General features: G+C 71.7%; 21 protein-coding genes. 5 read left to right on the forward strand and 16 right to left on the reverse strand.

Features of this window, described 5'->3' with window-relative positions; genetic code table 11:
* Window positions 1-4: 4 nt before the first annotated feature.
* Genes ligA through JSY14_RS02295 form a run of 10 tightly spaced genes read right to left on the reverse strand, consistent with a single transcriptional unit; the run spans window position 5 to window position 11,337 of the window.
* Complete coding sequence (ligA, locus tag JSY14_RS02250) at window positions 5-2,530, reverse strand: NAD-dependent DNA ligase LigA (protein WP_259557139.1); 2,526 nt, start codon at window positions 2,528-2,530, stop codon at window positions 5-7.
* 37 nt (window positions 2,531-2,567) lie between these two features.
* Window positions 2,568-3,695 (reverse strand): uroporphyrinogen decarboxylase/cobalamine-independent methonine synthase family protein, encoded by a 1,128-nt coding sequence (locus JSY14_RS02255; RefSeq protein ID WP_259557141.1) that lies wholly within the window; start codon window positions 3,693-3,695, stop codon window positions 2,568-2,570.
* Window positions 3,692-4,777 (reverse strand): tRNA 2-thiouridine(34) synthase MnmA, encoded by a 1,086-nt coding sequence (gene mnmA, locus JSY14_RS02260; RefSeq protein ID WP_259557142.1) that lies wholly within the window; start codon window positions 4,775-4,777, stop codon window positions 3,692-3,694. The genes JSY14_RS02255 and mnmA overlap by 4 nt, the downstream gene beginning before the upstream one ends.
* The gene (locus tag JSY14_RS02265; protein ID WP_259557143.1) at window positions 4,774-5,952 is read right to left on the reverse strand and encodes a cysteine desulfurase family protein; all 1,179 of its coding nucleotides are present in this window, start codon (window positions 5,950-5,952) and stop codon (window positions 4,774-4,776) included. Before JSY14_RS02265 ends, mnmA begins: the two co-directional genes overlap by 4 nt.
* Entirely contained in the window at window positions 5,946-6,881 is a 936-nt protein-coding gene (locus JSY14_RS02270) for a hypothetical protein (protein ID WP_259557144.1), read from the reverse strand. Before JSY14_RS02270 ends, JSY14_RS02265 begins: the two co-directional genes overlap by 7 nt.
* On the reverse strand, window positions 6,878-7,894 hold the full coding sequence (locus JSY14_RS02275) for a vWA domain-containing protein (protein WP_259557145.1): 1,017 nt from the start codon (window positions 7,892-7,894) through the stop codon (window positions 6,878-6,880). The genes JSY14_RS02270 and JSY14_RS02275 overlap by 4 nt, the downstream gene beginning before the upstream one ends.
* A complete protein-coding gene (locus JSY14_RS02280) occupies window positions 7,891-8,910 on the reverse strand; it encodes a vWA domain-containing protein (RefSeq protein WP_259557146.1) in 1,020 nt (339 codons plus the stop codon). Before JSY14_RS02280 ends, JSY14_RS02275 begins: the two co-directional genes overlap by 4 nt.
* Window positions 8,911-8,923: 13 nt before the next feature.
* On the reverse strand, window positions 8,924-9,394 hold the full coding sequence (locus JSY14_RS02285) for a hypothetical protein (RefSeq protein WP_259557147.1): 471 nt from the start codon (window positions 9,392-9,394) through the stop codon (window positions 8,924-8,926).
* Window positions 9,381-10,277 carry a DUF58 domain-containing protein gene (locus JSY14_RS02290; protein WP_259557148.1) on the reverse strand — a complete coding sequence of 299 codons (897 nt, stop codon included), beginning with the start codon at window positions 10,275-10,277 and terminating at the stop codon, window positions 9,381-9,383. Before JSY14_RS02290 ends, JSY14_RS02285 begins: the two co-directional genes overlap by 14 nt.
* A 13-nt stretch (window positions 10,278-10,290) precedes the next feature.
* A complete protein-coding gene (locus JSY14_RS02295) occupies window positions 10,291-11,337 on the reverse strand; it encodes an AAA family ATPase (protein WP_259557149.1) in 1,047 nt (348 codons plus the stop codon).
* Between the two features lie 137 nt (window positions 11,338-11,474).
* Between JSY14_RS02295 and glgX the strand changes: the two genes are divergently transcribed.
* The 3 genes from glgX to glgB all read left to right on the forward strand — a co-directional run bounded on the left by glgX (window position 11,475) and on the right by glgB (window position 18,125).
* On the forward strand, window positions 11,475-13,619 hold the full coding sequence (gene glgX / locus JSY14_RS02300) for a glycogen debranching protein GlgX (protein ID WP_259559505.1): 2,145 nt from the start codon (window positions 11,475-11,477) through the stop codon (window positions 13,617-13,619).
* A gap of 95 nt (window positions 13,620-13,714) precedes the next feature.
* Window positions 13,715-15,832, forward strand: a complete 2,118-nt coding sequence (locus JSY14_RS02305; protein WP_432803591.1) for an alpha-1,4-glucan--maltose-1-phosphate maltosyltransferase — start codon at window positions 13,715-13,717, stop codon at window positions 15,830-15,832.
* Window positions 15,825-18,125: a 1,4-alpha-glucan branching protein GlgB gene (gene glgB / locus JSY14_RS02310; protein ID WP_259557150.1), complete on the forward strand. Its 2,301-nt coding sequence runs from the start codon at window positions 15,825-15,827 to the stop codon at window positions 18,123-18,125. The genes JSY14_RS02305 and glgB overlap by 8 nt, the downstream gene beginning before the upstream one ends.
* A gap of 90 nt (window positions 18,126-18,215) precedes the next feature.
* Here the strand turns inward: glgB and JSY14_RS02315 are convergent, their stop codons facing one another.
* The 3 genes from JSY14_RS02315 to JSY14_RS02325 are packed head-to-tail and all read right to left on the reverse strand — an operon-like array spanning window position 18,216 to window position 20,907.
* Window positions 18,216-19,094 (reverse strand): co-chaperone YbbN, encoded by an 879-nt coding sequence (locus tag JSY14_RS02315; protein ID WP_259557151.1) that lies wholly within the window; start codon window positions 19,092-19,094, stop codon window positions 18,216-18,218.
* Between the two features lie 44 nt (window positions 19,095-19,138).
* Complete coding sequence (locus JSY14_RS02320) at window positions 19,139-20,212, reverse strand: DUF8094 domain-containing protein (RefSeq protein WP_259557152.1); 1,074 nt, start codon at window positions 20,210-20,212, stop codon at window positions 19,139-19,141.
* Window positions 20,209-20,907 (reverse strand): hypothetical protein, encoded by a 699-nt coding sequence (locus JSY14_RS02325; protein ID WP_259557154.1) that lies wholly within the window; start codon window positions 20,905-20,907, stop codon window positions 20,209-20,211. The genes JSY14_RS02320 and JSY14_RS02325 overlap by 4 nt, the downstream gene beginning before the upstream one ends.
* A 140-nt stretch (window positions 20,908-21,047) precedes the next feature.
* Here JSY14_RS02325 and nucS point away from each other — a divergent pair, with 140 nt between their 5' ends.
* Entirely contained in the window at window positions 21,048-21,761 is a 714-nt protein-coding gene (gene nucS / locus JSY14_RS02330; RefSeq protein WP_259557155.1) for an endonuclease NucS, read from the forward strand.
* 56 nt (window positions 21,762-21,817) lie between these two features.
* Window positions 21,818-23,065 (forward strand): N-acetylglucosamine-6-phosphate deacetylase, encoded by a 1,248-nt coding sequence (locus JSY14_RS02335; RefSeq protein WP_259557156.1) that lies wholly within the window; start codon window positions 21,818-21,820, stop codon window positions 23,063-23,065.
* 4 nt (window positions 23,066-23,069) lie between these two features.
* On the opposite strand, the gene JSY14_RS02340 is transcribed toward JSY14_RS02335, so the two are convergent.
* The 3 genes from JSY14_RS02340 to atpD are packed head-to-tail and all read right to left on the reverse strand — an operon-like array spanning window position 23,070 to window position 25,272.
* Window positions 23,070-23,507: a DUF2550 family protein gene (locus tag JSY14_RS02340; protein ID WP_259557158.1), complete on the reverse strand. Its 438-nt coding sequence runs from the start codon at window positions 23,505-23,507 to the stop codon at window positions 23,070-23,072.
* Between the two features lie 14 nt (window positions 23,508-23,521).
* Complete coding sequence (locus tag JSY14_RS02345) at window positions 23,522-23,809, reverse strand: F0F1 ATP synthase subunit epsilon (protein WP_259557159.1); 288 nt, start codon at window positions 23,807-23,809, stop codon at window positions 23,522-23,524.
* Window positions 23,806-25,272 carry a F0F1 ATP synthase subunit beta gene (atpD, locus tag JSY14_RS02350; RefSeq protein ID WP_259557160.1) on the reverse strand — a complete coding sequence of 489 codons (1,467 nt, stop codon included), beginning with the start codon at window positions 25,270-25,272 and terminating at the stop codon, window positions 23,806-23,808. The genes JSY14_RS02345 and atpD overlap by 4 nt, the downstream gene beginning before the upstream one ends.
* Between the last annotated feature and the right edge of the window lie 3 nt (window positions 25,273-25,275).

Raw genomic sequence — 25,275 nt, forward strand, 5'->3', positions numbered from 1 at the left:
TCCCTCAGTCTCCCTGGGCCTCGCCGGCCGCGAGGTCGAGGCGATCGGCGACGGCCTCGGGACCACCCTCCAGCAGCGCCACGAATCCGGCCTCGTCGAGGAGGGGTCGGCCCAGCTCCCGTGCCCGATCGGCCTTGCTGCCGGCGTTCTCGCCGATGACCACGTAGTCGGTCTTCTTCGACACCGAGCCGGCGGCCTTCCCGCCGCGCGCGATGATCGCCTCCTTGGCGCCGTCCCGGGTGAACCCCTCGAGACCACCGGTGACGACGACGGTGAGGCCCTCGAGGGTGCGCACGAAGCCCTCCTCGACGTCGTCGACCATCCGCACGCCCGAGGCCTCCCACGCGGCCAGCAGCTCCTGGTGCCAGTCGACGGCGAACCATTCGCGCAGGGACTCGGCGATGGTGGGGCCGACGCCATCTGTCTCGGCCAGGCGCTGCGGGTCGGCATCCCGGATCTCCGGCAGGGATCCGAAGGCGGTGGCCAGGGAGCGCGCGGCGGTCGGCCCGACGTGTCGGATCGACAGCGCCACCAGCACCCGCCACAGAGGTTGCGAGGCCTTCTTCGTCTCCAACTCCTCGAGCATGGTGAGGGTGTTCTTCAGCGGGGCGGCCTCCCCCACCCGGCGCCAGGAGTCCGACGACCGGTAGTGCCGCAGACTCGGGCGACTCCAGAACGCGGGCTGCACCCGCCAGTCGCCGGTCTCGCGCCCGTCACGTTTCTCCGGCTGGTAGACGACGACGTCGCGCAGATCCTCCGCGGTGAGGTCGAAGAGGTTCGCCCCGGTGGTCACCACGGGCGTCTGGGGCGCCGGGATCAGCGGATCCTCGGCATCGGTGACGCGCAGCCGCGGGGTGCCGTCGGTGCCCTCGACCTCCTCCCCGTTGCGCACGACGACGAAGGCGTCGTGGGCGGTGTCGGCGGGATCCTGCACGGGCAGGTAGAGGGCGTGGCCGGCGCGCACCGCGGCGAGCGCCTCGTCCCGGCGGCGGTCGGGATCCGTCAGGGCGATCGCCGTCTCCTCCCCGAGGGACTCGATGTCGAAGGCGCCGCGGGACGCGGCATGCACCAGCCGGCCCGTCACCTGCGCCGGGCAGTCCTTCTGGTTCGGGCAGCGCCAGTCCTTGTCACCCTCCTTGGCGGGGGCGATGGGGGTGCCGCAGGAGGGGCAGTGCGAGGGCATGACAAAGGCGCGTTCCTGCCCGGTGCGCAGTGCCTCGACCGGGCCGAGGATCTCGGGGATCACATCACCCGCCTTGCGCAGGATCACCATGTCGCCGATCAGGACGCCCTTGCGTTCCACCTCGAACTGGTTATGGAGGGTGGCGAACTGGACGGTCGAGCCCGCGACGGTCACCGGTTCCATCACCCCGAAGGGGGTGACCCGGCCGGTGCGACCCACCTCCACCTGGATGTCGATCAGGCGGGTGGTGACCTCCTCCGGCGGGTACTTGTAGGCGATGGCCCAGCGGGGCGCCCGGGAGGTGGCGCCGAGGCGACGCTGCTGGGCGAAGGAGTCGACCTTCACCACGATGCCGTCGATCTCGTGCTCCACGTCATGGCGCTTCTCGCCGCGGTCGACGATGTAGTCGGCGACCTCGTCGAGGGAGGTGAGCACCCGGGTGTGCGGGGATGTCGGCAACCCCCAGGCGGCCAGCTGGGCGTAGACCTCCGACTGGGAGGCGAGGGTGACGCCCTCGTGCACCCCGATGCCGTGGACGTACACCGCCAGGGCACGGGAGGCGGTGACCGCAGGATCCTTCTGCCGCAGGGACCCGGCGGCCGTGTTGCGGGGGTTCGCGAAGCGGGTGAGACCGGCCTCCTCGCGCTCCTGGTTGAGGCGCTCGAAGTCGGCGGTCGGGAAGAACACCTCACCGCGGACCTCCAGCACCGCCGGCGGGGTGTCGGTGTCGAGGCGGTGAGGGACGTTCGCGATGGTCCGGACGTTCGCGGTGACGTCCTCGCCGACGCGGCCGTCACCTCGGGTGGCGGCCCGCACCAGTCGTCCCTGCTCGTAGACCAGGTCGATGGCGAGGCCGTCGATCTTCAGCTCCGTCAGGTAGCGGATCTCGGCGCCCTGGCCGAGTCCCTCCACCACTCGCTCCCCCCAGGCGCGCAACTCGTCCAGGCTGAAGGCGTTGTCGAGACTGAACATCCGCTCCAGGTGCTCCACGGGGGCGAAACCCTGCGCGACCCCACCGCCCACCGTGCGGGTGGGGGAATCGGCACGGGCCAGCTGCGGGTGGGCCTCTTCGAGCTCCCGCAGCTCCCGCTCGAGCTGGTCATACTCCCCATCAGTCATGGTGGGGGCGGCCTTCTCGTAGTAGTCGACCCGGGCCTGCTCGATGCGGGCGGTCAGCTCGGCGATCCGCTGCTGAGCATCGGCGGTGCGGCGCTCGACGGCAGACTGCTCGACCGCGGAGTCCTCGACGGCGGGGGCGTTCGGGTCCGGTGCCTCCGACGCGGGGGCGGCGCTGTCCTGGCTCGGGCGGGGCTGCTTCGGGGCGTTCACCCGGACATTGTGGCGCATGGCCCCGACAGGCCGGGGCGGGGTGCCGCGGGCCGCGTCACGAGCCCGCGACGCGTTCGGCCCAGGCCGGGGCGAGGCGCAGCAGGTGGGTGATGTCGGCGGAGCCCGGCAGATCGGTCGCGGTGGGCTCCCGGGCCGGGTCCGCGGACCCCACCGGGGCCGGGTGCGCCAGAAGGGTGAGACCGCTCAGGTCACGGGCGCTGAACCCGAGGCGCTGCCAGGCGGCGGCGAAGGCGTCCACCTGGGCCTCGGCGCGGCGCGGATCGACCAGGATCTCCAGACGCACGCCGTCGCTGTGCAGGCGGGCGAGTTCCTCCCAGGCGGCCCGGTCACGACGTGCACGATCGCGCCGGGCGGGCGGCACCTCCTCCACCCCGGTCAGCGGGCCGAGCAGTCCGGTGGGCACGGCCACCCCGGTGATGCCCGCTGCCGTAGCGGCCGCAAGCAGTGTGGGGTGCGGCGGGACGGCCAGCGTGAGACCGGTCGCATCCTCACCGAGAGCCTTCCGCAGCCATCGCCAGTGGGGGCTGAGCTCCGGCGCGGGCAGCGCGCGATGGCGCTGCCGCCCGGACACGGTGGGGACGGTCCCGTCCAGCACGGTCTGAGCAGCCGGTTCCCGCAGCAGCAGACGCGGGCGGGCGCCGGGCAGTCGTCGGCGGATGTCCGCGAGGTGCTCGCTGAGGCCGGCGGCGAGGGCCTCGGGCAGGTCCCGCAGGGCACCGCGGTCGGCGAGGGTGCGCTCACCTCCGGGCAGGAACGTGGCGGTGGCCAGTGTGAGCGGTCCGAGGGCCGTGACCTGCAGGTCCTTCTCCAGCCCGAACAGGGCCACCTGGGCGGCCTCCACGCGGCGCTCCCTCAGATCCCTGGCGCGGGCCCAGGCCCGGGAGGGTCCGACGCCGAGGCGCCAGCCGAAGCTGGTGAGGTCGGCGGCGGTGTCGGCGAGCAGGGTGAGACTCGCGGGCAGCAGCTGGTCGGCGGGTTCGGTCCCGAGCGCGGCCGGCAGCATCATGCGGGTGGCGATGCCGTCCTCGAGGTCGTCACCGAGCAGGCCACGCAGGGTGGTGAGGGCCTCGAGCGGGTCGATGGTGCCCGCTGCGGAGGCGTCCGGGCGGAACGTGCCGTCCGCGCCGAGGGTGACCAGGGGCTCCGAGGTGGGTGCGCTCATGCCGTGCGCCGGGTGAGAGTGGCGGAGGCGAGCACACGGTCGCCGTCGTACAGCACCAGGGTCTGACCGGCGGCGACGCCGCGCATCGGCTGCTCCAGGGTCACGCGCACCGCGCCGTGGTCCTCCGCCTGCTCGACGATGCCGGGGACGGCTTCTCCGTGGGCGCGGATCTGGCAGGCGACGGGCCGGCCGGGTGCGAGGGGTTCGAACAGCACCGTGTCGGTGGCCTCGAGGGTGCGGGTGGAGAGCAGCTCGGCGGCGCCGACGACGACCCGGTGCCGCCGCGGGTCGATGTCGACCACGTAGCGGGGGCGGCCGTCGGGGGCAGGATCCTGCAGCCCGAGACCGCGGCGCTGACCGATCGTGAAGCCGTGGGTGCCACGGTGCTCGCCCAGCACGCGCCCATCGGCGTCGACGATCTCCCCCGGGGACTCCCCCAGGTGCCGGCGGAGGAACCCGCGGGTGTCACCGTCGGCGATGAAACAGATGTCGTAGGAATCGGGCTTGGTGGAGATGCCCAGCCGCCGCTCATAGGCGGCCTGCCGCACCTGCTGCTTGTCCTCGAATCCGCCGAGGGGGAACACGGACGCGGCGAGCGCCTGCGGCCCCATCACCGCCAGCACGTAGCTCTGGTCCTTCGCGCGGTTCCGTGCGCGATGCAGACTGGGGGCGCCGTCCGGACCGTCATGGGCGACGCGCGCGTAGTGCCCGGTGCACACGGCGTCGAAACCGAGCAGGCGGGCACGCTCCAGCAGGGACGCGAACTTGATGCGCTCGTTGCAGCGCACGCACGGATTGGGGGTGCGACCGGCCGCGTATTCGGCGAGGAAGTCCTCCACCACGAGATCGTGGAAGTCCTCGGAGAGGTCCCACACGTAGTAGGGGATGCCGATGCGCTCGGCGGCGACGCGGGCGTCGTCGGCGTCCTCCACGGTGCAGCAGCCGCGGGAGCCGACCCGGGTCTGCGAGGGGTCGCGCGAGAGCGCCATGTGCACGCCGGTGACGTCATGCCCGGCCTCGTGGGCGAGGGCCGCCGCGACGGCGGAGTCGACCCCGCCGCTCATCGCCGCGAGAACCTTCATCCGAACAGGCTCCCGACGGCCCGGGCGCGGCGCAGCGCCTCCGGGAGCGCGGCCAACGCCCGGTCGACGTCCTCCTCGGTGCTGCTCCACCCGAAGGACAGGCGCAGGGCTCCCCCGACGACGGCCGGGTCGATGCCCATCGCGTCGAGAACATGGGAGGCGCGCTGCACCCCCGCGGAGCAGGCCGATCCGGCGGAGACATCGACGCCCTGCTCATCGAGCAGGAACACCAGGGACTCGTGATGCGCTCCCGGGAAGCCGACGCTCACGACATGGCCGGTGCGGGGGGCGTCATCACCCCCGATGACCACCACGTCGGGGGCGATCCGGAGGATCCCGGCGAGGAGCCGCTGCGACAGCCCTCGCAGCCGCGCGCTCTCCTGCTCGGCCTCGCGGAGGGTCTCGTGGACGGCGACGGCGAGGGTGCGGGCGTGGGCGGCGTCGAGGGTGCCCGAGCGCAGGCCCCGCTGCTGCCCGCCACCGGTGCTGCCGGCCTGCACCGGGGTGCCGGGGCGCACGATCAGCGCCCCGATGCCGACAGGGGCGCCGATCTTGTGGCCGGAGATGCTCATGAGGTCCACGCCCTCCCAATCGGGCAGGGCCGTGTGGCCGAGCCCCTGGACGGCGTCGGTGTGGACCAGGGTGCCGTGCTCGCGGGCCAGGCGAGAGAGCCCGGCGAGGTCCTGCACGATGCCTGTCTCGTTGTTCACCAGAGCGGCGCTGGCCACCGACACGGCCCCGTCGGCGAGCAGCTGCGCAGCCTGGTCGAGGTCCAGCACCCCGGTCGAGCGCACAGGCATCTCGCGGGCCTCGATGGCCGGGGCCAGGGAGTGTGCGGTCTGCAGCACGGCGGCGTGGTCGGTGGCGCACACGGCCACCGCGGTGCGCTCCGGGTGAGCTGCGTGGACCGCACGGGCGACCCCGCGGATCGCGAGGTTGTCCGCCTCGGTGCCGCCGGAGGTCAGCACGATCCAGGATCGGGGCACCCCGAGATCCGCGGCGAGCGATTCCAGGGACTCATCCAGCAGCGCCCTGGCGCGCCGCCCCGAGGCGTGCACCGAGGTGGGGTTGCCGACCACCTCGCTGGCCTCGAGATAGGCCTCGCGGACCGCGGGGCGCAGCTGCGTCGTCGCGGCGTGGTCGAGGTAGGCGCGGTGCGCCGGTGCGGTCACCATGGCTTCTCCGGTTCTCCTGAGGGGCCGCCGTCGTCCTGGCCGTCGCCACCGTTGGCTCCCTTGTTGCGTTCCTCGAGCTCGTCCTGGCGCTTCTGCTCCTCGGGGTTCGGGCTCTGCGTCGGTTTCTCCTCCTGGGGGCCGTCGCCCTCGGGGTCATCACGGCGCGGGGGCTCGCCGCTGGGCGGTGCCGCGGACTCGGCGGGTTCGGTCGGTTCCCCGTCCTCCTGGCCGTCCTCACCCTCGTCCTGGGGGCGGGAGTCCGGGTCGCGTCCGGCCTCCTCGTCGGCGGCGCGGCGCTCCTCCTCGATGCGCTCACCGTTCTCTCCGGTGGTCTGCTCGTCCTCGTTGCCGTTGCCGCCCTGGCCCTGCTGCTGCCCCTCGTTCGGGGAGCCGCCGCCCTGGTCCTGGCCCTCGCCGCCACCGCCGCCACCGCCGGAGGCGCAGGGAGCGATGATCTCCTCGGCCTCGAACAGCCGGTCGCCACGCTGGGCCGGGTCCTCGAGGGCGAGGGCCTGGCGCTCGATCGACAGCGCCAGATTGTTGCGGATCTTGCACTCCGCGTGGGGAGGCTGGTTGAGATCCCGGCCGTTCTCCCAGCGGGTGAGTGCCTCCCGCAGCTCGGTCTCGGCGCCCGCCGGGTCCCCAGCCTGCAACAGATCGGTGCCCCGGGTGAGAGACGGCAGGTACGGCTCGAACCAGTTCACGTGCTCGACCGGCCACAGGCGATCCGGGGCTGTGGCGTACTCCCCCGCACCATAGGCCTGGGCGTGCCAGGCCTGGGTCAGAGGCATCGACGCGAAGCGCACGGCGAGAAGGGCGAGGGCCAGCAGCGGCAGGGCGAGCACGGCGAACCAGATGCGCCGCAGGCGGCGCAGTCGTGCGACGTCCAGACCGTAGTCCTGGGGGCGTTCCTCTCGACGTCGGCTCATCGTCGCTGTCCCTCCCCTCGTGAGTCGGTGGCTCGCTGCTGGTCCCGCTGCTGGTCACGGGGCAGTCGACGGGTCATCTCCCCCAGCTCCCACAGGAACAGCAGCGCCAGCGGGATCGACGCCACCCAGTACCAGTCCTCGAAGCTGCGCGCCCGGGTGCTGGACTCCAACGGCACCGCCTTCAGCTCGATGCCCTCCATGGTGCCCTCGATCGCGGCCTCGGGGTCCGTCCGATGCAGATACGGCACGCCCATCTGACCGGCGATGGTCTTCAGCTGGTTCTCGTCGATGACAGAGCGGCCCTCGGCTCCGGAACCGTCGGTGATGTACTCGCCGTCGGTCGCGCCGCCCTGGGCGCGCATCCTGCCGCCCTGGGCGGTGCCGTACCCGAGCACCGCCCCGCCGTCGACGAACTGGGCGGCCGGGGAGAACGCCTCGGATTCCTGCCCATCGGTGTTCTCGCCGTCGGAGAACACGTACACCAGGATCGAGGAGTCGGGATCCTCGGCGCGGGTCTCCTGCAGGGCGGTGATCAGCGTGGTGCGGGCGCGGTCGACGTTCGACCCCCGGGAGTACGCCGTGGGTTCCGTGGTCAGGGTGTCGATCCAGGCCTCCGCCGCCCCGGCGTCGGTGGTCAAGGGCAACTGCTGCGCCGCGACGGAATCGAAAGCGATGATGCTGTAGCGGGAGCCCTCGGTCATCTGCATGATGCGGCGCATGTCAGCCTTCACGCCGTCCAGCCGGGGGGCGCCCTCGGCGTAGTCCTCGGCGTTCATGGAACCGGTGCGGTCCACGACGAAGAACACGTTGGCGTTCATCCGCTGCGTGGGCAGACCGTCCAGAGGCGTCGACGGGCGCACCAGCACCACGGCCAGCAGCAGCACCATCAGCAGCCGCCGCAGCCACGACCAGCGCTGCCGGGGCCGACGCACCAGCAGCAGCAGGCACAGCGCGGCCATCGGCACCATCAGCAGCGCGATGAGCCACCACGGGAACAGGAACTGGGGGGTCATTCGCGGGACCTCCACCCGACCAGCAGCACCGCGATCAGCGACAGCAGCGTCAACACCGCGCCGAACATCGGACGGTCCGTGCGCACCACCGTCGGAGCGGCCCCCATCACCTGCGCCTGCGTCCGCTCGATCTGCGCGATGATGCGGGGCATCGCGTTCGGGTCGTCGGAGGCGAAGACCTCCCCGCCGTGGGCGCGGGTCTCCCGCTCCAGCTCCTCGAAGCACTGCGGGCCGCATTCGAAGGCCCCGGGGTAGATGGTGTAGAGGTCCACGCCGCGGTCCTGCACCGTCTGCGCCGCCTGCGCGAGGGTGTAGATGGGTTCGCCGTTCACCTCGTTGTCGGTGGCCAGGATGATCGACCGGCTGCGATCCTCCTCGGCGCGGTCGAACTCCTGCGCACAGGATGCCAGGCCGTCCGGGACGATCGACGCCTGCTCGTCGACACCGCGCGTGCCGGCCACGAACTCCGTGTACCGGCGGACCTTGTCCTGCGGATACTGGACGGCGCCGCTGCGGTAGCCGAACTCGTCGAAGTCGACGGCCTCGGCACCCTCCTCCAGCTGACGGCGCACCAGGTCGTAGTCATTGGTCAGCGGGAAGACGGTGCGGGAGGTGGAGTTGAAGATCGACAGCCCGATCCGCTCCCCCTGGAAGGAGTCGACCATCTCCGCGAAGGTGCGCAGGATCTGGGTGTCGTACTTGTACATCGAGCCCGAGACGTCCAGGCACAGCACGATGTCCCGGTTGGCGAACTCCGGGCTCTGCACCCGTTCGGTGGCGATCCGGCCCGACAGCACCGCGCTGGAGAGCAGACCGCACACCGCCGTGCCGACCGCCAGCACCCTCAGGATCCGCGCCAGACGACGGGAGCGGACGAAGGAGGGAAGCCGCTCCAGGAACTCGGAGTTCGCCACCAGCACGGGACGACGCCGCGGCGGACGCCGGTACAGGAACGTCAGAGCCCACACCACGATCCCCGCGAGCAGCAGCACCAGGGTGACCCACCAGAACCTCATGACCATCGGCGGATCACCTCCCGGGCGCGGCGCACGGAGCGGTCGAGATCCTGATCCTCCCGGGGGAGTACCCCGGTTCGGCGAGCTCCGCGAGCAGCTCCCCGACCTCGCGGGTGCGGGCGTCGGCCCGCAGCGTGCGCACATCCTGGGTGGTGACGTCCTGCCCGGTGGTGCGGCGGACGAAGGAGCGCATCACCGCGGTGAGCTCGTGGTGGCCCTCCCGGGTGGTGAGCTCCCCGGCCCGGTGGCGATCGGCCACGTCGTTCACGGCGCGCAGGAACTCGGCCTTCAGGGTCTGGTCGTCGTCGGGCCGTGCCGCATACGCCCGGCGTTCCACAGCCCGGCGGGTCAGCCGCAGCACGGCCAGCACCGTGGCGGTGATCAGCAGCAGGCACAGCACCGTCAGCACCAGCCACGCCACCGAATACTGCGGCGGGTCGATCACCTGGCGCGGCTCAGCGAGCAACAGGTCAGGCACGGGCATGCCGGAACTCCCTCCTGCGCAGCATGGTGACCATGTCCTCCACCACGGTGCTCTCACCGCGAGTGAGGATGTGCGAGACGTGCAGCGAGTCCAGCATGGCGCTGATACCGTCACGCCGTGCCGCACGGAACGCCTCGGCTTCCTGCGCCACGCGGCTGCTGGTACGCGCCAGATCCGGGGTCTCCCGCGGGAAGGCGACGTCGACCACGTCGCGGTCCAGGTCCGTCCCCTGCAGCGGATCAGCATCCCCGATCCGCACCACCATCAGGTCGTGACGGGTCGTGAGGGTGCGCAGACGGTGGTGGTCCTCGACCGACGGGTGCGCCTCATCCGTGATGTACGTCATCAGCGTGGGGCGGGTCGTCATACGGAACGCCCGATCGATCAGCCAGGAGGAGTCCGAGGGATCGGCGTCCTCGTCGGTGCGCTGCTGGATGGTGCGCAGCAGCAGCTCCAGGTGCCCGTCGCTGGCGCGGGAGGGCAGCTGCACCGGATGCGCGGCGCTGCCGCCCACCAGGCTCACCAGGTCACCGTTGCGCTGGGCCAGGAAACAGATCAGGCCGGCGGCCATCACCAGGGCGTCCCGCTTGGAGGTGCCATCGGCGGCGGTCGCCGCCATCGCCGAGGAGGTGTCCGCGACGATCGCCAGATGCCGCACGCGCTCCTCGTTGAACTGACGGATCAGCGGCTCCCCCGACCGGGCCGTGGCCTTCCAGTCGATATCGGAGATGCGGTCACCGGGCTGGTAGTACTTCAGATCGTCGAAGTCCTCGCCGCTGCCCTTGAACACCGACCGGCCGCGGCCGTGGATCAACCCACGGGCACGGTTCGAGGTGTACAGATCCACCCGGGCCTTCACCCGGGTGAGCAGGGAACCGCTCATCGTGGGGCCCGCCTCACGGCATCGGGACGGCCTGGAACACCGCGTCGATGACCTGCTCGGGCAGCACCCCGGCCGCCTGGGCGTCGAAGGTCATGACCAGGCGGTGGCGCAGCACCGAATAGCGCAGGGCGCGCACATCGTCGGGCGTGACGTAGTCCCGGCCGTTGAGCAGTGCGAAGGCCTGGCCCACCCGCATCAGGGCGAGAGAACCGCGGGGACTGGCGCCGACCCGCACCGACTGGGTGAGGTTCGGCACCGGCCTCGGCCCGGAGCCGCGGGTGGTGAACACGAGATCGACGATGTACCGCTTCACGGCGGCGTCGACATACACGCCGTCGACCATGCGCTGCAGGAACCGGATGTCGTCCAGGCTCACGCTGCCCACCGCCTGTCGCGGCGCGGCGAGGGCTCCGGCGGTGGAGCGGTCGAGGATCTCGTGCTCCTCGGCGGGGCGCGGGTAGGTGAGCACCTCCTTCATGAGGAACCGGTCCATCTGGGCCTCGGGGAGCACGTACGTGCCCTCCTCCTCGATGGGGTTCTGCGTCGCGAGCACCATGAACGGCTCCGGCAGCGGGTATACCTCACCGCCGATGGACGTCTGCCGTTCCTGCATCGCCTCGAGCATCGCCGACTGTGTCTTCGCGCTGGAGCGGTTGATCTCGTCGAGCAGCACGATGTTCGCGTGCACCGGGCCCAGCTGGGTGGTGAAGGTACCGGACCCATAGTTGAAGATCTGCGTGCCGATGATGTCGTTCGGCATGAGGTCCGGGGTGCACTGGATGCGGTGGAAGCTGCCGCCGATGGCGGAGGCGAGAGCGGAGGCGGCGGTGGTCTTCGCCAGACCCGGCACCGATTCCAGCAGCACGTGACCACCCGCGGCCAGCGACGCCAGCAACGTCAGCCGCAGGTTCTCCTGCCCCACCACGCGGGAGGCGAAGACCCGGGAGATCGTGGCGACGATGTCGCGGCTGCGCTCGAGGTCCGCCGGGGAGAGCGCGGGGGCCTTGGGCGTGAAGCCGGACCCCGGGCGCTGAGAGGCGGACTGCGAGGGCTGGCTCATGTCGACTGTGCTCCCATGACGCTCGACGGACGTGGTCCGCCGGGAGTCTACCCATCGAAGTGCCAGAATGCCGGGGTGCATGATCCCCTCTCCCCCTCCTCCCCCGGCTGACCACCCGCCCTCCGACGCGCCCCGGCCTGCAGGTCGACGCGGACGGGCGCGGAGTCTTCGCCGTCGCCGCGCCACGGGCCACCGCCGTCGACCTGTGCGTCCGGCACGGAGCCACCGAGGAGCGCCGCCGCCTGAGGCATCGCGAGGGAGCCCTGTGGTGGGACGAGGTCGAGGGCATGGTCCCCGGCACCCGTTACGGACTACGGGTCGACGGGCCGTGGGACCCCGCCTCAGGGCACTGGTTCAACCCGGCACGGCTGCTGTTGGACCCCTGGGCCCGTGGCGTGAGCCACTCCAGCCCCCTGCTCTCGGCCCACTTCGCCCACGAGGTCGACTCCCTCCTCCGGCCGGTCGGTGACGGCGCCCCGCGCCGCTCACGGGTCGACGACGCTGACGACGCCGTCTGGTCGGAGGTGGTGCGCGACGACTTCGACTGGGGCGGTGATGCCCGTCCCCGCACCCCCTGGCGTGACACCGTCATCGCGGAGCTCCACGTCAAAGGCTGGACCATGCAGCATCCCGAAGTTCCGCCGGAACAGCGCGGCACCTACGCCGGACTCGCCCATCCTGCTGTCACCGGCCACCTGCGCGAGCTCGGCGTGACCGCCGTGGAGCTGCTGCCGATCCACGCCGCCCTCGACGAGCCCCACCTGGCCCGGCTCGGTCTGACGAACTACTGGGGGTACAGCACCCTCGCCTATCTCGCGCCCGACCACCGCTACGCCTCCGCCGCCGCCCGCCGGGCCGGGGCCCAGGGGGTGCTCGACGAGGTCAAGCGCATGGTGCGCGCACTGCACACGGCCGGACTCGAGGTGATCCTCGACGTGGTGTACAACCACACCGCCGAGGGCGGCGCCGACGGGCCCTCGGTGTGCTGGCGGGGCCTCGACGCCCACGAGCACTATTGGATGGACCACGGCCGGTTCGTGGACGTCACCGGCACCGGCGCCACCTTCGACCCGCGCTCGCAGCACGTCGTCGACCTGATCCTCGGGAGCCTGCGCCATTGGGTGGAGGAGGTGCACATCGACGGCTTCCGCTTCGATCTGGCCGCCACCCTGGGCCGGGACCACAGCGGGTTCCGCAGCGACCACCCCCTGCTGCGCGCGATGACCACTGACCCGGTGCTGCGCGACGTGAAGCTGATCGCGGAGCCGTGGGACGTCGGCACCGGCGGGTGGCAGACCGGCGGGTTCCCCGCTCCCTTCGCGGAGTGGAACGACGCCTTCCGCAACGATGTGCGCTCCTTCTGGTTGGAGCATCCGCGGGAACGGTCTCGCGACGGAGATCGCGTCATCGGCGGGGTCCGTGATCTCGCCACCCGCCTCGCGGGGAGCGCCGACGTGTTCCGCCGTCTCGACCCCGCCGACCTGCCCGCCGGGGCGTCCCTGCGGGCCCCCTGGGCGGCGATCGACTATGTCACGGCCCACGACGGCTTCACCCTGATGGACCTGGTCTCCTTCGAGCACAAGCGCAATGAGGCCAACGGGGAGGATGGGCGCGACGGCACCACGGACAACCGCTCCTGGAACCACGGTGTCGAGGGGTTGCTCCCGGAGCACGAGGAGATCGCCGCCCGTCGCCGCCGCACCGTCCGCAGCCTGCTGGCGACGCTCCTGCTCGGTGCCGGAACGCCCATGCTGCTCGGCGGTGACGAGGCGGGGCGGACGCAGCGGGGGAACAACAACGCCTACTGCCAGGACAACGAGATCTCCTGGGTCGACTGGAGCAGCACGCTCACCCGCACCGTGCAGGAGGAGGCGGTGCGCACCCTCACCCGCCTGCGGCGCCGCCTGCCCCAGTTGCGGCCGGTCGGCTGGTTGCTCGATGTGGACCCTCTCCACCCCGGGCCGGAGCAGGTGCTGTGGTGCCGCCCCGACGGGGTTCCGATGCGCCATGAGGACTGGTCCGCCGCCGGGGCCCGCACCCTGGTGATGGTGCGTCCCGGCGCACCCGGCGGGGAGCACGCGGTGGTGGTGCTGCACGCCGGGGAGGAACCGCTGACGGTGCAACTGCCCGACCAGCCCTGGTTGCAGGGACCGGCCCGGGTGGTGTTCGACGCCGCCGCGGAGGGCGCCACCGGGCAGGAACACCCCGTCGAGGACGGCGCCGTCGAGGTCGCTCCCGGCAGCGTGGTCGTGGTGACCGTTCCGGCGGGGCGAGGGCGCTGAGCCGCAAGCGCACTCAGCGTCCCCCCGCGCGGGGCCACTAGGGTGGACGCTGCGCCACCGACCGAGAAGGATCCCCCAGCAAGGCAGGAGTCCCGATGACCGCGCCCCACGATCCGACCAGCCCCGCCCCCACCACCGCCACCGCCTCCGCCCCAGTCTCCGGACACGCCCGTCGGGCCCGCGGTCGCGGCCCCCAGCGCCTGGCCGACGGCGTGGGCCGCATCCCGATCATGGAGGTCGGCCCGGTCGTCGACGGCGGTCGTTTCCCGGCCTCCTGTGCCGAGGGGGAGCCGGTGCGCTTCACCGCTGGGGCCTTCCGCGAGGGCCACGACAAGATGGGCGTGCAGCTGGTGCTCATCGACCCCGAGGGCACGGAACACGTGCACTCGATGACCTGCGTGAACCCCGGGCTGGACGCCTGGGAGACCTGGGCGGCGCCCGATCGCACCGGCCGGTGGAGCTTCCGCGTCGAGGCGTTCTCCGCCCCCTACGCCACCTGGGCGCAGGTGGCCGAGGTGAAGATCCCCGCCGGCCTGGACGAGGACCTCGTGGCCGCCGAGGGCGTGCAGGTGCTGCAGCGTGTGGTCGAAGAGGCCGCCGCCGGGGCCCGCCCGGCTGCCGACGGGCGCCTCGCCGACGCCGCCATCGACGCCCTGCGTGACCACCGACTGTCCGCAGACGCCCGCGTCGCCCCGGCGCTCGCCGACGATGTGCGCGCGATGATGCACGAGCGTCCGCTGCGCGACGGACTCACCGCGGCCGGCCCCTTCCGACTCACGGTGCACCGCCGCCGGGCGCTGTACGGCTCCTGGTACGAGATCTTCCCGCGCTCCCTGGGCGCCCACTACGACCCCGAAGCGGGGGGCTGGATCTCCGGCACGCTGCGCAGCGCCGCCGAGGAACTGCCGCGTATCGCCGACATGGGTTTCGACGTCGTCTACCTGACGCCGATCCATCCCATCGGCACCCGCTTCCGGAAGGGCCGCAACAACACCCTCGACGCACGCCCGGGTGATCCGGGGTCCCCGTACGCCATCGGCGCGGCCGAGGGCGGCCATGACGCCATCCACCCCGACCTCGGCACGATCGAGGACTTCGACGCGTTCGTGGCGCGGGCAAAGGAGCTGGGGCTCGAGGTGGCGATGGACATCGCCCTGCAGTGCTCCCCCGATCACCCGTGGGTCACCGAGCATCCGGAGTGGTTCGTGGTGCGGCCCGACGGCACCATCGCCTACGCCGAGAACCCGCCGAAGAAGTACCAGGACATCTACCCCCTCAGCTTCGACACCGACTACGAGGGTCTGTACGCCGCCATCCGCGACATGCTCGAGTACTGGGTGGAGCACGGGGTCACGCTCTTCCGCGTCGACAACCCGCACACCAAGCCGGTGCGGTTCTGGGAGGAGTTGCTGGCGGAGTTCGACCGCACCCACCCCGAGGTGATCTTCCTGGCCGAGGCCTTCACCCGGCCGATGATGATGCACACCCTGGCGAAGGTCGGGTACCACCAGTCGTACACCTACTTCACATGGCGGGAGAGCGCCCAGGAACTGCGCGAGTATCTCGAGGAGCTGGTGGACGCCGCGCACTACATGCGGCCGAGCTTCTGGCCCACCACCCACGACATCCTCACGCCCTTCATGAGCGAAGGAGGCCGCCCCGCGTTCGCCCTGCGGGCTATCCTCGCCGCCACCCTGGTGCCGACCTGGGGCATCTACTCCGGGTACGAGCTGGTGGAGGACGTCCCCCGGCCCGGCGCCCAGGAGCAGATCGACAACGAGAAGTACGAGTACAAGCCGCGCGATTTCTCCGGGGCGCTCGCCTCCGGCCGCTCCCTGGAGCCGCTGCTGCGGGACCTCAATCGCATCCGCCGCGACCATCCGTCCCTGCAGCAGCTGACCACCATCCACTTCCACGGGGCCGACGACCCGCGCCTGCTGGTGTTCTCCAAGCACCTGCCGGCCGAGTTCAGCCCCACCGGGCGCGCCGACACCGTCCTCGTCGTGAGCACTACGCAGGCGCACGGCGAGGTCTGGTCCTCGATCCATCTGGACCTCGGCGCTCTCGGCCTGCCCGACGGGTTCGAGGTGGAGGATCTGCTGACCGGGGAGCGCTTCTCCTGGGGCGCCCACCCGTTCGTGATCCTCGACCCGGCCCACCGACCCGCCCACATCCTGCGCGTCGTCCGACCTGAGGAGGACCTCCATGCCTGACACCATCCCCGCCCCCACCGGGCCGGATCCCCGGCCCGCCGGTGAGCCGGTGACCGATCTGCGCGCCTCCACCCCGCCTGAGGGCCTCGTCCCCTCCGGGCCGGACCGGCTCCCCGTCGGCGAGCACGAGCTCGGGTCGGTGGCGACGGGATCATGGCACGAGCCGCACGCGGTGCTCGGGGCCCACGAGTACCACGGCGCGATCACGGTGCGGGCGCTGCGCCCGCTGGCACGCTCCGTCGAGGTGGTGCTGGCCGACGGCACCCGCCACGCCCTCGAGCACGAGTACAACGGCGTGTGGGTGACGACGTTCCCCGGTTCCGAGGTGCCCCCGTATCGCCTCAGCACCGTGTGGACGGAGGGTGCCGAGCCCGTCGAGCAGGACGACCCGTATCGGTTCCTGCCCACCCTCGGTGAGCTGGACCTGCACCTGATCCGCGAGGGCCGCCACGAGGAGCTGTGGAACGCCCTCGGCTCCCATGTGCGCACGGTCGACGATGTCGACGGCACCTCCTTCGCGGTGTGGGCACCGAACGCCCGGGCCGTGCAGGTGGTCGGCGACTTCAACGGCTGGGACGGACGCGGTCACGCCCTGCGCAGCCTCGGCTCGGCCGGAGTGTGGGAGTTGTTCGTGCCCGCCATCGGCGAGGGCACGGTGTACAAGTACCGGATCCTCGGTGTCGATGGGGTCTGGCGCGACAAGGCCGACCCGATGGCCCGCCGCGCCGAGGTCCCGCCCGCCACGGGCTCCATCGTCACGGTCTCCCACTACGAGTGGAACGACTCCGCGTGGCTCGCACAGCGCGCCCAGCAGGACCCGACCCGCTCCCCCATGTCCATCTACGAGGTGCATCTGGGCAGCTGGAAACCGGGCCTGGGGTACACCGAGCTCGCCACCGAGCTCGTCGACTACGTGCGCAGCATGGGCTTCACCCATGTGGAGTTCATGCCGCTGGCCGAGCATCCCTTCGGTGGGTCCTGGGGGTACCAGGTCAGTGGCTACTACGCCCCGACCTCGCGCCTGGGCACGCCCGATGAGCTGCGCGGCCTGATCGATGCCCTGCATGCCGCCGGCATCGGCGTGATCATGGACTGGGTGCCGGCGCACTTCCCCAAGGATGAGTTCGCCCTGGGCCGCTTCGACGGCACGCCGTTGTACGAGCACGCGGACCCGCGCCGCGGGGAACATCCGGACTGGGGCACCTACATCTTCGATGTGGGCCGGAGCGAGGTGCGCAACTTCCTGGTGGCCAACGCCTGCTACTGGCTGGAGGAGTTCCACGTGGACGGCCTGCGGGTCGACGCGGTCGCCTCCATGCTGTACCTCGACTACTCCCGTAACCCCGGGGAGTGGGTGCCGAACATCCACGGCGGCCGCGAGAACCTCGAGTCGATCTCCTTCCTGCAGGAGGCGAACGCGACCGCGTACAAGCGTGCCCCCGGCATCGTGATGATCGCCGAGGAGTCGACGTCCTTCCCGGGCGTCACCCGGCCCACCAGCAGCGGCGGCCTGGGCTTCGGTTTCAAGTGGAACATGGGGTGGATGCACGACTCGCTCCAGTACCTCGGCGAGGATCCGATCAACCGCCGCTACCACCACGGGGAGATGACCTTCTCGATGGTGTACCAGTACTCGGAGAACTTCATCCTGCCGATCAGCCACGACGAAGTCGTGCACGGCAAGGGATCCCTGTTGCGCAAGGCCCCGGGGGACGACTGGCAGCAGGCGGCGAGCCTGCGCGCCTACCTGGCACACCAGTGGACCCACCCCGGCAAGCAGTTGCTGTTCATGGGCAGCGAGTTCGCGCAGGGCACCGAGTGGAACGAGGCCACGGGTCTGTCGTGGTGGCTGCTCGACTACCCCCTGCACCGCGGCGCCCAGCAGCTGGTGCGGGACCTGAACGCCCTGCAGCTGCGCCATCCCGCCCTGTACGAGCTGGATCAGGATCCCGCCGGGTTCGCGTGGCTGCTCGGTGATGACGCCGACCACAACGTCTTCGCCTTCCTGCGTCGCTCCGCCGAGGGCGAGGAGGTCGCCGTGGTGGTGAACTACTCGGCCACGCCGTGGCACGGCCTGCGGGTGCCGCTCCCCCGTGGCGGCGTGTGGCTCGAGGAGCTGAACTCCGACGCCCCGGTGTACGGCGGCAGCGGGGTGGGCAACCTCGGGTCGGTGCAGGCGCAGGAGATCCCGCTGGCCGGGTGGGACCACTCGGCCGAGGTCGAGGTGCCGCCGCTGGGCGCGGTGGTCCTGGTGCCGCAGGACCAGGTGCGGGGGTCGGAGCGCTCGGCCTGACGACCCTCCTGAACGCGGCGACGGCCCGGACGGATCGCCGTCCGGGCCGTCGCGCTCCCGGGGGTCGCCTGGGGGTCGGCCCGGTCCCGCTCAGTACAGCAGGCTCGCCAGTCGACGACGGGCGGGGCCGACGCGCGGATCCTCCGCACCGACCACCTCGAATAGCTCCAGCAGTCGCGCTCGCAGGGCATCCTTGGACTCGGCATCGACCCCACGCATGAGGTCGAGCAGGCGGGCGAAGGCATCCTCGACATGCCCACCGAGCAGGTCGAGGTCCGCCACCAGCATCTGCGCGGCAAGGCTCTTCGGGGCCGAGGCGGCCGCGCCGCGCGCGGCATCGAGATCCACCCCCTCGGTGCGCTGCAACAGACGCACCGTGGCCAGACCCGCCTTCGCCTCCGCATCCGCGGGGTTCGCGGTGAGCATCTCCTGGTAGGCGGCGATGGCCCCGTCGTAGTCGCCGCGCTCAGCGGCGTCCTGGGCGGCCTGCATCTGCGGCGACAACGGAGGCTCCGCGGGAGCGCTCTCCCCATCGGCGGCGCCGGAGAGACCCTGCTGCTGGGCCACCTGCACCACCTGGTCCATCAGCTGCATGAGCTGCGGCTCGGGAACAGGTCCCTCGAAGAGCGGCTGCAGCTGACCCTGCAGCAGGAGCAGCACCGTCGGGAGCTGCTGCACCTGGAGGGCGGCGGCCACACGCGGCTGGGCATCGGCGTCGACCGTCGCCAGGGTGATCGCGCCGTTCTTCGCCTCGACCGCGCGTCGCAGGGCGGCGAGGAACTCCTCCCCGCCGGGCACCCGGGTGCTGGTCACCACCATCAGGGTGGCGACGCGGGATGACCCGGCGATCACCTCCTGCAGGGAGGCCTCGGTCACCTGCACCTCGTGGGCGCCGGCACCGGCGGAAGCCCCCTCCCCGGGGCTCTGCTTCAGCGAGGCGAGATCGATGACGCCGTAGGGATCGGTCATGACGGAACTCCTGGGACGAGGACGATGGTGGCGGCGGCAGTGTCTCAGCTGCCGCTGGAGCGCAGGAAGTGGCGCAGAGCCGCGATCGGCTGGATCTTCCCGCCGGAGGCGGAGCGCGGCGGCACATGCAGTGCCACCGTGGTCCCGTAGTCGCGAACGAACTCCCGCGTGAACTCGGTGCGGCCGGTGAGCGCCGCGGGCAACGAGGGGGCCCCGCCCTCCACCGTGAACCCGCCGACGGTCGCCCCCGGCTTCACCGCGAGACGCCGCACGGAGGTGAAGGTCCCCATGACGATCGCCCCGCCGTCGGTGGTGCGAACCGCCGCCTGTTCGGTGCCGACCGGCGTGTAGACCTCACGGATGGTCGCGACCTGGTCCTGCTCGACACCTCGGTTGAGCTGCGCCCGCTCGTCCTGGATGCCCTTGTGCATGGCAGTGAGGTAGGGGTCGGCCGCAAGCTGCTTGCGGGGGTCGGCGGCGGCGCCGTCGCTGAGCACCTTGGCGTAGTGGGCCAGGGCCTGGGTGGGGGTCATGAGCAGGTCGTCGGCATCCGGCGGGACGGCCTCGGCTCCGGCACCCTCGGGGGCGATCCGCGGCATCGGCACGCCCGGCATCTGCACCGCCCAACCCCAGGTGGTGTACGGGGCACGGGCATCCTCCTGGGTGATCTGGAGGAAGGTCAGCGGCTGGTCGGACGCGTCACCGGTGAGCACGACGGAGCTGCGGGGGAACCCGGTGCCGAGGGTCGGCACGGCCGCGAACACGGCCGAGGACGGCGGCACGAGCTGGCCGGCGATCTGGGAGGCGAGCTCCGGTTCGGCCTTCTGGGCGGCATAGGCGGCCGTGCGGAAGGCGGCGGCGGACCCGGTGACGCGAGGGGCGAGCGCCGCAGCGTCCTTGGCCTTGTCGGCCTCGGCGACCGTGGCGACGATCTCCCCCACCACACGCTCGATCTGCTCGGGGCGCAGATTGGGTGTGGGGGTGCCGTCGGACGCACCGCTGGAGGCCGCCGGCGGGGTGTCCTCGGACGGGGCGCAGGCGGCCAGCACACCGGACAGGGTCAGGAACCCGGTGCCGGCGAGCAGGGTGCGCCGGTCGGGACGGGGATGGCGGGTCATCGGATCTCCTCCGTGCGCGGCTCGGCGCGGGTCGGCTCAGTGCTCTCTGCATCCGTCTCGCGGTTCTCGGCACCCGCCTCGCGGCGGCGGCGACCGGCGGACACGGCCAGCCAGACCAGACCCAGGATGAGGGTGGTGGTTCCGGCGGCATAGGCGATCGGCGCCCAGGGGCTGCGGGCGGGGGTCGGCCAGGTGAGATCCACGGTGGTGGCGCCCGGCTGCGTGCCGTCGGTCACCAGCAGCACGGGCTGGTACGGGCCGGTGCCGTTCTCGGCGGCCCAGGAGTCGGCGATGTCCACCGTGGCGGTGCGGCCCTGGGTGTCCACGGCGGGCCACAGGTCGGCCTGCGTGACCCCCGGGACGGTCGCCTCGCCCTCCTCGGTCTCCGCGGCGAGGGTGCCCCATTCGGGAACGCCGGTGATGCGGGTGTGTCGCACCCCGTCGAGGTAGGCGGCGACGTCGGACTCCGGGGCGCGGATCACGGAGACGTCCGCGGGCCCGGTGACGGTGAGGGTGCCTGATTGCCCCCCGATGTACAGCACACCGGGGTCGAGCACCACCGCGGGGCCGGGGTTCTCGAGCGTCACCTGGGCGGTGCGCTCCTGCGCGGGCGCCCAGACCGTGTCCCCGAGCCGGCCGAGGACGAGGCCCACCAGGCCGAGCAGAATGAGGACGGCCGCGAGGATCCGATGCACGGGTCACGCTCCTAGGGTCGACAGCCCCACCACCTTACGGGGGGTCACCCGGGGCAGGGCACCCCCGCGTGACCACGCCCACCCGGCCTGGGGGACGGGTGGCCCCGACGCGGCCCTCCCGCCGCCGGTAGGGTGGCCGGGTGCGCTGTGTCTTCGCCCGTTGTTCCGTGGACTACACCGGTCGTCTGACCGCCCATCTGCCGGCCGCCCCGCGCTTGCTGATCGTCAAGGCCGACGGCAGCGTGCTGGTGCACTCCGACGGCGGCAGCTACAAGCCACTGAACTGGATGAGCCCGCCGTGCACCCTGCGCGTCACCCCCGTCGAGACGGCGCGGGAGAACGGTGAGGCCGAGGACGATGCCGACTGGATCGAACAGTGGGACGTGGTGCACGACAGATCCGGTGACCGATTGCGCGTCCGCCTGCACGAGATCCTGCAGGACACCTCGGTGGAGCTCGGTGTCGATCCCGGTCTGCGCAAGGACGGGGTCGAGGCCCATCTGCAGGCTCTGCTGGCGGAGAACATCGGCACGCTCGGTGACGGGTGGACGCTGGTCCGCCGCGAGTACGCCACCGCCATCGGGCCGGTGGACATCCTCGCGCGGGATGCCTCCGGTGCCACCGTCGCGATCGAGATCAAGCGGCGCGGCGAGATCGACGGCGTCGAACAGCTGACCCGGTACCTGGATCTGCTCAACCGCGACCCTCTGCTCGCTCCCGTTCGCGGGATCTTCGCCGCGCAGGCCATCAAGCCGCAGGCGCGGGTGCTCGCCCACGACCGCGGTATCGAGACCGTCACCCTCGACTACGACGCCCTGCGTGGGATCGACGACTCCGATTCCCGCCTGTTCTGACCCTCACCCGGATCCACTCAGCCCACCCTCCCTTCGACCCGCAGCAGGAGAACCCGATGACCCGCCCCGACCTCGACACCGCCCCGAACACCGTGGACCTCGCCGTCCGCGGACTGGCCGTGCTCCCCCAGGATGTGGTGCCGGATGCCCTGGTGCTCGTCACCGGGGAGCGGATCGTCTGGGCCGGCCCCGCCGCGGCCGCGCCCGCCCACCGCGCCGCCCGCACCCTCGACCATGACGGTCTGATCCTGCCGGGCCTGGTGGACCTGCACGACCACGGTGGCGGCGGTGTCTCCTTCCCCGACCTGGACGTGGCCGCCGAGGACGCCCGGGAGCAGGCCCTCATCGCGGTGCACGAGCATCGCCGCCACGGCACCACCTCGATGGTGGCGTCTCTGGTGACGGCGCCGCCGGAGGAGCTGCTGCGCCGGGTGGAGCTGCTGGCGGGGCTCGGCCGCGACGGTGAGCTCGAGGGGATCCACTGTGAGGGTCCGTTCATTTCCCCCGCCCGCAAGGGGGCGCAGAACCCGGCGCACATCACCGGCGGTGACGCCGACCTGGTGCGGGAGCTGTGCCGCATCGGCGGTGGGTTCCTCGCGACCATGACCGTGGCACCGGAGGCCGACGCGGCCGACGAGGTGCTGCGGGCGCTCGCGGAGGGAGGCGCCGTGCCGTCGCTCGGGCACACCGATGCCTCCAGCGCCGAGATGACCGCGGGGATCGAGCAGGCGCGGGCCGCTCTCGCCGCTGCGGCGGGCCGCCGCAGCGCCCTGCCCACCGCCACCCATCTGTTCAACGGCATGCGCCCGGTGCATCATCGCGATCCGGGCCCTGCCCTCGCCGCGCTGGATGCCGCGGCGGAGGGCCGCATGGTCGTCGAGGTGATCGGTGACGGCGTCCACACCGCCGCCGAGACCGTGCGCCATGTGTTCGCCATCGCCGCGCCGGGGCACGTCGCTCTGGTCACCGACGCCATGGCCGCCGCCGGGATGCCCGATGGGCAGTACCGCCTGGGGGCGCTCGACGTGACCGTCACCGAGGGCGTCGCGACCCTCACGGGTGGGGACTCCATCGCGGGCGGGACCGCACATCTGGTGGATGTGGTGCGTTACGCGGTCCAGCAGGCCGGGGTCGACCTCGGCCGTGCCGTGGAGGCGGCGTCCCTGGTGCCGGCGCAGGTGCTCGGGATGGAGCACGAGATCGGCTCCCTCGCGGCCGGCCGACGCGCCGACCTGGTGCTCACCGACGGGGACCTGCGCGTGCGGACGGCGCTGCGCCGAGGGCGCGAAGTCGGCCGGGACTGACCTCTCAGTCGACGTCGCCGAGGACGGCACCGACCGGTGCCGACTCCCACCACGCCACCAGCGCGGAGACGGACGCCCGGGCGGCGACCAGCTGCAGCTCGGGGCCACCTCGCCGGTGCAGGATCACCGCCTGCACCGGTTCGGTGCCGTCGGGTGGCTCCCCCAGGTCGGTGCGCCGCATCTCCAGCAGATCGGCACGGCGGAGGGTCAACTCCGGGCCGGGCCGCAGGGAATACGCCCGATACCAGCGCAGCACGTCCACGTCGAAGCGCAGCATGCCCTGCTGCCATCCTGACCGGCCCGTCATCGAGGGGCGCCACGCGGCACATTCGACGGCGCCACCGGGGCGGGTGACGAGGACCTGACGCAGCAACACGTACAGCGCCCCGAGAACGAGGAACGTCCCGATCACCACGAGGGTGATCGGGACGTTCACATGCATCAGCGGACCGACCGTCAGAGGCGAGCGGCGTCGGCGGAGGAACGGTCCATCTCGACGTCGTCGACGCCGATGGTCACCACGTTCTCGTCCATGGAGACGAAACCGCCGTCGACCTGGACCTCCGTGACGGAGCCGTCCTCAGCGATGATCCGCACCGGACCGCGGCGCAGCACCGCCAGCGTCGGCTGCATGCGCGGCAGGATGCCCATGGAGCCGTCGACGGCGGGCACCACGACCTGGGCGGCCTGCCCAGACCAGACGGTGCCGTGCGCGGCGACGAAGACGACCTCCAGGCTGCTCACTGACCGAGCTCCTTCTGGATGTTGTGCCAGTTCTCCAGCACCATGTCGATGGCGCCGACATTGAAGAAGGCCTGCTCGGCGATGTGGTCGAACTCGCCGTCGCAGATGCCCCGGAAACCCTCGATGGTGTCGCGCAGCGGCACATCGGAGCCGTCCACACCGGTGAACTGCTTGGCCATGTGGGTGTTCTGCGAGAGGAACTGCTGGATGCGGCGTGCACGGGCCACCGTCACCTTGTCCTCCTCGGAGAGCTCGTCCACACCCAGCATCGCGATGATGTCCTGCAGCTCCTTGTTGCGCTGCAGGATCTGCTTCACGCGCACCGCGGTGTCGTAGTGCTCCTGACCGATGTAGCGCGGGTCGAGGATGCGGCTGGTGGAGGACAGCGGGTCGATCGCCGGGTACAGACCGCGGGAGGCGATCTCACGGGAGAGCTCCGTGGTGGCGTCGAGGTGGGCGAAGGTCGTCGCCGGTGCCGGGTCGGTGTAGTCGTCGGCCGGCACGTAGATCGCCTGCATCGAGGTGATGGAGTGACCGCGGGTGGAGGTGATGCGCTCCTGCAGCACACCCATCTCGTCGGCCAGGTTCGGCTGGTAGCCCACCGCGGAGGGCATGCGGCCCAGCAGCGTGGACACCTCGGAGCCCGCCTGGGTGAAGCGGAAGATGTTGTCGATGAACAGCAGCACGTCCTGCTTCTGCACGTCACGGAAGTACTCCGCCATCGTCAGAGCGGACAGCGCCACGCGCAGACGGGTGCCCGGCGGCTCGTCCATCTGGCCGAAGACCAGGGCGGTCTTCTCGATCACGCCCGACTCGGTCATCTCCTCGATGAGGTCCCAGCCCTCACGGGTGCGCTCGCCCACACCGGCGAACACGGACACACCGTCGTGGTTGTTGGCCACGCGGTAGATCATCTCCTGGATGAGCACCGTCTTGCCCACGCCGGCGCCGCCGAACAGGCCGATCTTGCCGCCCTGCACGTAGGGGGTCAGCAGGTCGATCGACTTGATGCCGGTCTCGAACATCTGGGTCTTCGACTCGAGCTGGTCGAAGTTCGGGGCCTTGCGGTGGATCGGCCAGGTCTCGGTGATCTCGAGACGCTCGCCCTCGGGGAGGTTGAGCACGTTGCCGACGGTGTCGAACACGCGGCCCAGGGTCACGTCACCCACCGGCACGGAGATCGGGGCCCCGGTGTCGGTGACCTCCTGACCGCGCACCAGACCGTCGGTCGGCTTCAGGGCGATGGCGCGGACCATGCCGTCGCCGAGGTGCTGCGCCGTCTCCAGCCACAGGGTGAAGGGCTTCGCGTCCTCGTCGTTCAGCCGGATCTCGGTGGTCAGAGCGTTGTACATGTCCGGGATCTGGCCCGGGGGGAACTCGATGTCGACGACGGCGCCGGTGACGCGCGCGATCCGGCCGGTGGCGGCGGTCGTCGCAGCAGGGGCGTTCTCGAGGATGGTCATGGC

The sequence above is a fragment of the Brachybacterium sillae genome, from assembly GCF_025028335.1.
Taxonomy (GTDB): Bacteria; Actinomycetota; Actinomycetes; order Actinomycetales; family Dermabacteraceae; genus Brachybacterium; species Brachybacterium sillae.